At 42.6% G+C, this 9,364-nt stretch carries 7 protein-coding genes and 1 pseudogene; 4 read left to right on the top strand and 4 right to left on the bottom strand.

Features of this window, described 5'->3' with window-relative positions; genetic code table 11:
* Window positions 1-211: 211 nt before the first annotated feature.
* The 3 genes from IM477_RS07935 to IM477_RS07925 all read right to left on the bottom strand — a co-directional run bounded on the left by IM477_RS07935 (window position 212) and on the right by IM477_RS07925 (window position 3,129).
* On the bottom strand, window positions 212-469 hold the full coding sequence (locus tag IM477_RS07935) for an AbrB/MazE/SpoVT family DNA-binding domain-containing protein (protein WP_002796232.1): 258 nt from the start codon (window positions 467-469) through the stop codon (window positions 212-214).
* A gap of 111 nt (window positions 470-580) precedes the next feature.
* Window positions 581-1,657, bottom strand: coding sequence for a DUF1822 family protein (locus IM477_RS07930; protein WP_287731247.1), 1,077 nt, complete (start codon window positions 1,655-1,657; stop codon window positions 581-583).
* Complete coding sequence (locus IM477_RS07925; protein ID WP_287731246.1) at window positions 1,657-3,129, bottom strand: hypothetical protein; 1,473 nt, start codon at window positions 3,127-3,129, stop codon at window positions 1,657-1,659. Before IM477_RS07925 ends, IM477_RS07930 begins: the two co-directional genes overlap by 1 nt.
* 792 nt (window positions 3,130-3,921) lie before the next feature.
* Here IM477_RS07925 and IM477_RS07920 point away from each other — a divergent pair.
* The 4 genes from IM477_RS07920 (at window position 3,922) to IM477_RS07905 (ending at window position 8,421) form a co-directional block, all read left to right on the top strand.
* Window positions 3,922-4,614 carry a hypothetical protein gene (locus tag IM477_RS07920; protein WP_287731245.1) on the top strand — a complete coding sequence of 231 codons (693 nt, stop codon included), beginning with the start codon at window positions 3,922-3,924 and terminating at the stop codon, window positions 4,612-4,614.
* A gap of 814 nt (window positions 4,615-5,428) precedes the next feature.
* Entirely contained in the window at window positions 5,429-7,579 is a 2,151-nt protein-coding gene (locus IM477_RS07915) for a patatin-like phospholipase family protein (protein ID WP_287731244.1), read from the top strand.
* A gap of 100 nt (window positions 7,580-7,679) precedes the next feature.
* The gene (locus tag IM477_RS07910; protein ID WP_353845535.1) at window positions 7,680-7,982 is read left to right on the top strand and encodes a thermonuclease family protein; all 303 of its coding nucleotides are present in this window, start codon (window positions 7,680-7,682) and stop codon (window positions 7,980-7,982) included.
* A gap of 28 nt (window positions 7,983-8,010) precedes the next feature.
* A complete protein-coding gene (locus tag IM477_RS07905) occupies window positions 8,011-8,421 on the top strand; it encodes a hypothetical protein (RefSeq protein ID WP_002798467.1) in 411 nt (136 codons plus the stop codon).
* 218 nt (window positions 8,422-8,639) lie between these two features.
* Here IM477_RS07905 and IM477_RS07900 read toward each other — a convergent pair.
* Window positions 8,640-9,364: pseudogene (locus tag IM477_RS07900) on the bottom strand (IS5 family transposase); the annotation flags it as partial.

The raw sequence follows: 9,364 nt of genomic DNA, 5'->3' as shown, positions 1-9,364 counted from the left end.
GCGCGCGACTTTTTACCCGGCCAAGCTTTTCTGGTCGGAACCCCCTAAGCCGAGTTTTCAAGGTGCTGCGCCGTCCACTTGGTTTTCGAGACTGGCCTTTTAATTCTAACGTAAAGCCGCCGTTCTACGGCGGGGTTTCAGACCCAAAATTTCCGATGAGTGTGTCCAGTCAATAGGGCAGCGATGAGAGCAGAGGTATCAAAGAGACATTTCATGCAGGCAATTGGCTTTGAATGCGTTCCTCGCGGAGGTCATCAATAAGGGTATCGAGATGGCCGAGGGGTGGGGTTTCTAGCACTAAGGCACTGCCTTGACGTTGGACTTTAGCTTCTTGCTCCAAGGGTTGTAGGATGATGCAGCCTTGTCTAACCTCAAGATTGAGGGATTGGGCTGTGGTGATGCCGAGTTGTTGACGGATTTCTAGAGGAATTTCTAGTTTTCCGCTGTCATCGATCGCAATTGCCGTCATGGAACGCTCCTAGGGATAGAACGAAAGTTTGGCTCTTTCAATAACGCTATAAATTCTATCCCCTGTAAGGTAGTTTTGCCTGTGTAGAAAACGCCCATAACACCCCAACGCCTAGAGTTCAAAATTTTCGCAGAGGCAGGTGTCACCGAGACTAACCACAATACTAAAGGGGATACCAGAGCGCCCTTTAAAAGATTTAAGCTGAATATAGTTATCTTGCGTTCTGGAGCCCACTTCTTGAAGCTTTTTGCCTGCCTGAGAGAGCAACGTTAAGGCGATCTGGGGTGGCAGATATCGCTCCTCACCCGCCGGATGTAACTGAACCAGCACAGATAGCTGATTATCGGCTTCTTCTGTAACATTCACCAACAAGACCACTCTCTGTCCTTGCAACTCCATCCCCAAGTCAATAAGCTTCCCGCGTTTTGCACCCTCTCTCTGATTCCGAGGACTCCAAGCAAGATGAACTTCTGGACTAAACAGATCGTCGATCGCTTGCCATCCTGCTGCAAAGACCCCCTGTACCCACTGTCCTAACTGGATAGGAGTTTCTTGAGAAGCCGTTAATGTGGTTTCAGAGATTGCTTCAGGCGTTGCGGTATGCTCCGTTGAAATGACGGGCAATAGTATTGAGGCAGGTTCTAGAAAATCACAGTAGAACAATAAATGATTGGGTTCAGGATCGAAAACAGATAGGGGAATTTGATAATAATCGTTTTGTAAACCATCACTGACCCGATGGCAATAATTCATGAGTCGGTCAGATCGCAAAAAGCCTCGAATCATCACTCGCTGCTGCTCTTCACAGACCTCAAGCAGGACATAGAAATGAGCGACAAGAGCCGGCTGTTCGATCGCTTCTCTGGGAATTTCCACTACTTCATCTAGAACCTGCTCTTTGACAATTAAATTTAGCTTAAATTCATCAATTTTAAGGTTGTAAACAGCACCAATATGATTGATACATTGAGTTCGATCGAGGCAGTGTGATGGAGCGCGTTTCTCTAGCCATTGCTCAAAACCCAATAGTGCCAGCGCATTCAGATAGAGTTGCCACTGACCCGCTTCATCGACTGAGGGACTGGCCAGGGGATTGACTAGCGCCTGCTCAAACTGTTCTGGTTCAAGCCTTATGGCTTCAGGTCGGCTAAGATTTAAATCTGGTGGGATCGCTCTTAAGCTAAACATTACGAAACTCCTTGTGTAACCTTTGTACACTCTTCTAAGTAAAAGCAAAGCTGTTGAGCATATACACTTTTCATCAGACGATTCTTTCCCGCTTGAATTTCTTCAAACGCTTCCTGAAATATTTCTGCATCTGCCAGCGCCTCGATTTGCTTGGCTAAATTTTCTAAATAATCGGGTTGAGGAGGAAGAGCAGTCAGTCCTTTCTCTTCAGCTTTCTTCAGCATTTGGTCAAGCACTTGTCGAATTGTCAATGTCCGAACAGTGTTAATTAACTCTCCCGGATTCAACACCCGTCTTGCTTGCGCCCAACCAGACATTTTTAATAAATCAGCAATCTCTTTCAGGGCGATGCCCTGAGAATAATAGAGGTGTAATCCTGGAATAAATCGATCGGCGAAAGCGGCATACCCTTTGCTTTTTTTTAAATAAGTAATGCGATCGCTAATTGCCTGCTTAATGGAATGAACTAAGGCGAGTTGAAGCTGTTTGTGGAAGAATTCTAACATTTCTTGTTGCTCTTGCTGTTCCACATCAAATTCACTGGCAATATCCTGCGGCAGCTCTGAGCGAATCAGGCGATCGCCTGTCTCTGGATCTTCAACTTCTAACGGTACTCGATGGCTCCAAAGGTCAAATTGTCTAAGTTGTAGTGCCACTCTTCGCAGTTCTGTGATCAATTGGTTGGGCTGAATTGTGATATTTTGTACTTTTAAATAAGTCACCATCTCTTGAAGTTGCCCGGTTGTGGGATCTAGACAGCGTTTCGTACCCTGGTGTTGCTGATGCCTGTCTCGACGATAGACGGCGTGGAAGGCGGCAATTAAGTGGCGATCGCGTTCTGCCAGTTGTTGCAATTGTTTCGAGCGAGTGCGATTGAGTAGCGCCCAGTCGCTCAATTGTTTGAAGCCAAACTCGGATAAAAAATTCTTTAATTCTGGATTTTGTTTGGTTTGTAAATAAGTCCAGTTATCTAAGCTCATACTGGATTGAGCGTTGGGCTTAAAGGTTCGCAGAATTTGCAGTGAGAAACATTGATAAGCCGTTGTTTGAGGCTTGCCAGTGGGGTCTAAGGTGAGATAGGTTTTGCCATCTGAGTCTAAAACCATCAGCGTTTTCCCGTCGTCATTGAGGACAAACGGCAGCAAATCTCGGTAAGTAAAGGAGCGATCGTCTCCGAACAAATGATCGATTTTGCGGCAGGCGTTGAGAATCGGCTCAGAAACGTAACACCGCAGGCATAGTCCTGCGTGCGCTCTTTCTGTGGTATCAACTGCTGGAGCTTGAAAGCGGGATAGCAAATCAGTCTGGAGATTTCTCTGTTGGGAGCGATCGCCCCTATCCTCCTCTGCCTCACTTAACCCTTGGCTTTGAAAAAAATCATTTGCCAACGGGAGGAAACAACGCTTATATCCAGTGCGATCGCTGGCAGGGTCAATGCGCCAAAGGTTGCAGTATCTTGATGCAGCACTCATACTACGCTCTCCCGAAGTTTGTTGAGCTTGCGATTAGCTCACCTGATCAATAGATGTCAGCCATTTTAGCTTATACAGGAAAGCGGAAAAAAACCGGGGAGATCTAGATTTAGACAAGATGCTTCAGTTCCAGATTTTCCAGAACTGATCATCCCTTGCCAGACCTAAGAATTTCTAGAATTTAACCTTCAAGTGTATAGGTCGGTTTAGCTAACAACTACTAACGGGTAGAAGGAAAGCAAATGAGTCGAACCCGATGTTCAATAAAACTCAGTTCTTCAAATTTAATTACAACCAGCTACTTAGGAGATTCATTTCCAATGTCATGTCCCCAAGAAAAGAAAATAACAAGAAAAGACGATGGCACTGATGTGTATGAATACACTAATGCTATTGGAGAGAGAAAATCTTTCGAGGTTCCTCCGGGACATATTTACCGATGCCTAAATGGAGAATGGGTGGTTATAAAAGTTCCTAACCCTCCCCCTGGCTTACAGACAAGCTAACATAACAAACTCACAACCAACTAATGGGCATATATAGCGGTTCTCGCATCTGTGCGGCACACTTAAACCTTTGCTAATTAAGCTTTTCACCATCGACAATGTACCTCTTGCGAACAGGAAACGCTATAAGCAAGGGACAGATTGGTTATGAAATCTAAGCTCTTGAGGCAAGGGGTTTAAGCCCCTTATTAAAATCCTAAGCACGATGGCTACTGCTATATTTGTCTCTCTCAATATGCCCTAACTACAAAACTGATTGCTATAAACTTTACGAATCATTAGTTCAATGACTAAACATAATTGCTTGTCGCTTTTTCCTTTCACCCGCATTGCTCTTCCTTCCTTGAAATGTTTCCTTTTGCCCTTTAGCATTCCTCTTGGCTTAGGTATTATTTTTTCATATCCAAGTGACGCTCAAGTCGCTAACTATGGAAGAAGTCCCAGTCTTAACATATTAACAACCCCTGGTGGTACAGGTGCTTCATCATATTCGTTTGCCCCATCGAATGGATGGACTTGTCCAACTCCTGGCCTTTCTATTGGTGCCTATGGAGGGGGCGGTAATGATTGGTCAAATGATTTTACAACCCATAATTCGGCTGGTTCAGGTATAAACAACTATGGTATCGCCGCAGGAATCACAGTTCCTTTTGGAGGAGATTTCTCAAAGTACTGCAATGATTATGCAAAATCAGTTGCGGAAAGGACACGCATGGAAATGGAAGCAGTTCGCAGAAACAATCAACTAACACTTTTAACACAGTGCTATTGGTTATTCCAGAACAGAATTAATACAGATCAACCTGCATTTAAAGATAACGGAGCATTTTCATCTTTAAGTGCTTGCGGTAGTTACGATCCTAAATCTATTCAAGGTGGAGAGAACACTTCAACACCTCAACCACTGGAAAGCCCAAAGCCACCAGTAACCGAAATAATACCACAGCCTGCTTCTAACTTAATTATCCAGCAGAAATAGTTTCTTAATGGGACTTAGGCATTTTCGGGGAGCAAAAAAGGCTCAAACCATTACGGGACAAAGGGTTAACCTCGATTTATGATTTTCCTTGATCTATCTGGGTTTCAGCGATTTTGGGCTTCTCGAAGTAAATTCCAAGCAGGGATTGGGGTTGAGGCTTTTCTCGATTTGTTTTTTGTCTAAGTCCCATTAGTTTTTTCGTTCCACGCCAGCAACCGTTAACCTAAAGTGAGAATCTTTGATAACATAAACTACCCGTTCGCCACCGATGTTATGCTGTCTCTTTGCTTGGCCTACTTCGGATCTTGATAGCTTTCATGTTAGTTCTCATTCTCGTAAAGCGTCAAGACCCTGTAAAGGTGTTCAGTTTAGTGAACATTCTCACTGTGACAACGCTTGTATCCAGTGCGCTCTCTCTGTGGTATCAACTGCTGGAGCTTGAAAGCAGGATAGCAAATCAGTCTGGAGCTTTCTCTTTTGGGAGCGATCGCCCCTATCCTCCTCTGCCTCACTTAACCCTTGGCTTTGAAAAAAATCTTTTGCCAAGGGAGTGATAAAGTTAGAGTTGATAATTCTCTTTCTCCTAATAATGCCTATTAACATTATTCTGGTTATAATCAACTCCTCCCATTCTCATCATTAGACGTTAATAAAAAAATCAAAGATGTCTGCGGAAAGCCACCACAACCACCAGACTTTTATCGTTAATGATAATGAGAATTTTCAGGAATAATGGTGCAGACTACATAACAGCAGTTTCACTCTGTCAATCATCTCTATCGCCTACTTAACACTTTGAAAATAGGACAAAATCATGAACACTACGAATTCAAAACAGAAACTAAACTACATTCCACAGATCATCATCGGCATCGGCATAATTGCGATCGCTGTAGTGGTTTGGTGGCACATTCCTGATTCTTTCTGGAAATATCTTTTTTTCTTGCGTGCGCCTATTCTCTGGGGTTTACTGCTGGTGACACTCCCTCTAATAGCTACCTTATGGCTGCCAGCCATGCTGAGAAATTTATTTGTTCTTCGTGGTCCGTGGCAACTTATCTCTGTAATTGTCAGTGCAAACATGGCGGCAATAGGGGTCATTATTAATGCCTATATGCTTCTCAAAGGTGCGCCAGATCGTTTTGGACTATCACCGTGGCTCGAAATTTCTGACATCTGGCAATATGGGTTGGCGATCGCTTTGAGTTTACCGATCTGCGTCACCTCTTATAAGCTTTCAAAAGAGGAAATTAAAGAAAAGAATCCCATCCAAGGAGTGATTTTCAGCGTGTTATTGAGTTTGGTGCTGTTGTTTGCAGTGATTCAGACGAAAACCTGGATATTTACTAACTTTGCTAACAATAAGTTACTCATTAGTTTCGTTGAATTCATTACCAGACATAAAACTGAAGGCTATATTATAGGAACACAGCCAAAACCACAGCAATTCCTTGAAGGTCATCTGAGTAACATCGCTTTTTTTATAGTTGCCTTCATCGTCTATGGCATCATTGGTTGGAAATTTCAGCCACAATCTCAACCATCCGACAAGAAAAAAGAAGCGGCTGCCCTAATGTATGTGATGCTAATCATCATGATGATAGCACCCTTGTCTGGAAGCCTAACCTTCTATTTCGATTACTATCGCGTTCCTGTCTTTCTGCTCTTTGTGGTTATTGTTGCTTTGATGTATGCGCTGTTTAAGGTGGATCACTTTTTTGAATTAAACTTAAATGAGGCAAACAAATACGATCCCAAGGATTTCAAAAAGGCAATAGAAAAACGACTCGAGTATCAAGAAGAAGAAAAGGAAAAGACCTTAGTAGTTGTCTGTGCGAGTGGGGGCGGCATTCAAGCCGCAGGCTGGATAGTTCAAGTCCTGACGGGATTACAAGATATGCTAGGTAATTCGTTTACCAAGTCAATTGGTTTTATTAGCTCTGTTTCAGGTGGTTCAGTTGGAACGATGTATTATCTCGATCGCTTTGCCGATAAAGGATATCCTGAGTCTAAGGAGTTTGAAAATATCTTTAAGAGTGCTACTGAAGATAGTTTGGATGCGGTAGGTTGGGGATTAGCTTATCCTGATTTATGGCGCATTATTGGGCTTCCTTTTCTCGCTCCTAAAATGTGCGATCGGGGAAAAGTAATAGAGACAGATTGGCAAGGAGAGTTAAAAAATCCCAATAGCAAACAATTTTTATCTACTTGGAGCGAACAAATTTTAAATGGTAAAATTCCCATCCCTATTTTCAATGCGACTCTGGTTGAAGATGGTCGTCGATTTCTAATTTCACCGATGACTTTTTGTAAACCTAGTAGCAACAAATCAGTGGATTTTAACACCCTTTATGCGGGATATGACATTGATGTTGTCACAGCCGCAAGGCTCTCAGCAACTTTTTCTTATGTCTCGCCTATTTCTCGCTATGTTGGTGAAAATCCAAAAGGGAATTATCATATTGCCGATGGTGGCTATTTCGATAATTCTGGTATGGTAACAATGGTGGAATGGCTCAATGAATGGCTAGACCCCCAGAAAGGACTTAACATTAAACGAGTTCTTTTGTTACAAATCAATGCTTTTCCTGAATCTACTCCCTCGAAATCTAAGATTGAGGGAGGCTGGTTTCAGGCGATAATAGGTCCTTTACTGACCTTATTCAGCGTCCGTGATACTACCCAGTTGTCTCGAGTTTCTACTGAAGTAGAACTTCTTCAACAGCGATGGAAAAATCAAGTAAAGATCGCATATTGTCCTATCTTTTTTCCAAAGAATGGTAAAAATGGTGAAAATAAACCACCTCTGTCTTGGCAACTAACGGAAAAGCAAAAACAAAATATTAAAAACGGATGGTGCGGAATTAAGAAGGAAATTGGGGAGCAAATTGGGGAGCAAATTGGGGAGGAGTGGAAAAAATGGGGATTTGAAGACCCATCTCAAAAATCGACCAATGAGAAATAGCCAGCTTCCTACGGTTGCGCTTCATCCCCAATAATTTAATCTGCGATCGCTTTTTTTTGACCTTCAACTGATCCGCGATCACTTTTTGAGGTTTTTATAACTGCGATCGCTCATCAACCGGGCAAATAACCAAGTCACTATCAATGCTGTGGATACCGGGAGCGGAGCGCTGGCGAAGCCAGATCGCTTCGGGCGTACCGTGGCCGAGGTGTACGCAGGGGGTCAGCTAGTTCAACTTCAGCAGGTGAAGGACGGGATGGTTTGGGCTTATGATCGATTCAAGGCTGACTGTCCAAGCTGGAATGAAATCGAGAGGGCTTTTAAGGAAACTCCCTCGAATCGCAAGGGAATTTTCGGGGGAAACCCGATGCCACCCTGGGAATGGCGACGACGGAATCGGTAGTTTATAGAGAAATTCCGAGAGGTAAACTATGAACAGAGACATCATTACTGGAATGGACGGCGAGATTTATGCCAGACGCGATCTGAGTCGGGAGTGGGGCGGGGCGATCGATCTGGGAACGGCGAGGACAGGAAAAAGTTTCGGCGTTGACGGACACTTAGGGGAAACTAATTGCCTCGGCGTTTGGGATAGTGTGGACAGACTCAGATTCAGGACTTCGCATAACCTTCGTCTGGAACTCGCCACCGACCCCAAGGTGATCACCGAGTTGGTTCGATTCGATAGTAAGGGTGTCGCCACCGTCGTCGGTTCGGTTGAATACGGCGCTCGATTATCCTTGAATTTAACACCGGGTCGCTACGGCCTCAGTTTCTTTGTCGAGGGAGATTTGATTTCTTATCAAGTTAATGCCAGTTTCATTAGAACTCTTGCAAATTAATTATATGTTATAATGGTCGGTTAACTAATTTTCCCAAAAAAAATAGTTAATTAGCGCATTTGTTCTGAATGAAAACCTGAAGTTTTACTTTTAAATCAAAACTCTTTAGAGCTGCTTTAATTTGGTTATCAAAACCTCTTTATTTAAGCAGCACAAACTATCTCAATTATAAAAATTGAGAATAAATTCTCCTTGACTTGATTAATGTATGGCAACTTTTAAGAAGTTGCTATACCTATCCCTAACTCATAGTTATAAACAGCCGCCAACAGGTTAACTATTAAACTATATCTTCGACGACGATTCCGATATTTACAGGATAAGATTTTCAAGATTTTGAGTTTCCTATTTATAGGTTCAATGATAATCCTTTCTTTGGCTAAAGCCTTTTTATAACCCTTCTATAACTCTGTTAATTTTCTATTTTTCGGTTTCTTTTTCGGTGTATAACTATTACTATGGTATGCAGCTATTCCCTGATAAACACTGTCTTCTCTGCTAGTAGTTAAAGGATGAAAACGAATTCAACTTTTTTTAAATAAACTAAAATCATGACCTCTACCTTTCCCACAAAAGACACAGATAATTTCCCCGGTATTTTTATCAGCTACTAATTGGGATTTTCAAGTATGATAACCTCTTTTACCCCAAAAAAATCTTTCTGTTTCTTTTGGGGGCGTTCCCTGGGAGTTTCCGTTACATCCATTACCGTTACGACCGGTATCTCTGCTTGATTTAGTAGAGCTTTTTTTGCTTTTAAACGGAAGTTTCCCGATTGTCAAAGCATTTTTTCCGTCTTATTTACAATCCGACCTATAGTTGATTCTGATAGTTGACCGCTTGTACCAATGTGAAAATATGTTCTATATTCTCGCCAATATTCTAACGTTACTAAAACTTGTTCTTCTATAGATAGTTTAGGTTTCGGTCCCCTTTTAGATGG

It is taken from the genome of Microcystis sp. M090S1, assembly GCF_020246295.1.
Lineage (GTDB): Bacteria > Cyanobacteriota > Cyanobacteriia > Cyanobacteriales > Microcystaceae > Microcystis > Microcystis aeruginosa.
Note: the sequence above shows the minus strand (reverse complement) of the source record. Positions and strands in the feature narration are given on the sequence as shown.

Bases quoted from the DNA above. Each gene is read 5' to 3' on its own strand.
- IM477_RS07930 (WP_287731247.1), bottom strand. From the start codon at position 1,657: ATGTTTAGCTTAAGAGCGATCCCACCAGATTTAAATCTTAGCCGACCT.
- IM477_RS07920 (WP_287731245.1), top strand. From the start codon at position 3,922: ATGACTAAACATAATTGCTTGTCGCTTTTTCCTTTCACCCGCATTGCT.
- IM477_RS07925 (WP_287731246.1), bottom strand. From the start codon at position 3,129: ATGAGTGCTGCATCAAGATACTGCAACCTTTGGCGCATTGACCCTGCC.
- IM477_RS07935 (WP_002796232.1), bottom strand. From the start codon at position 469: ATGACGGCAATTGCGATCGATGACAGCGGAAAACTAGAAATTCCTCTA.
- IM477_RS07915 (WP_287731244.1), top strand. From the start codon at position 5,429: ATGAACACTACGAATTCAAAACAGAAACTAAACTACATTCCACAGATC.
- IM477_RS07905 (WP_002798467.1), top strand. From the start codon at position 8,011: ATGAACAGAGACATCATTACTGGAATGGACGGCGAGATTTATGCCAGA.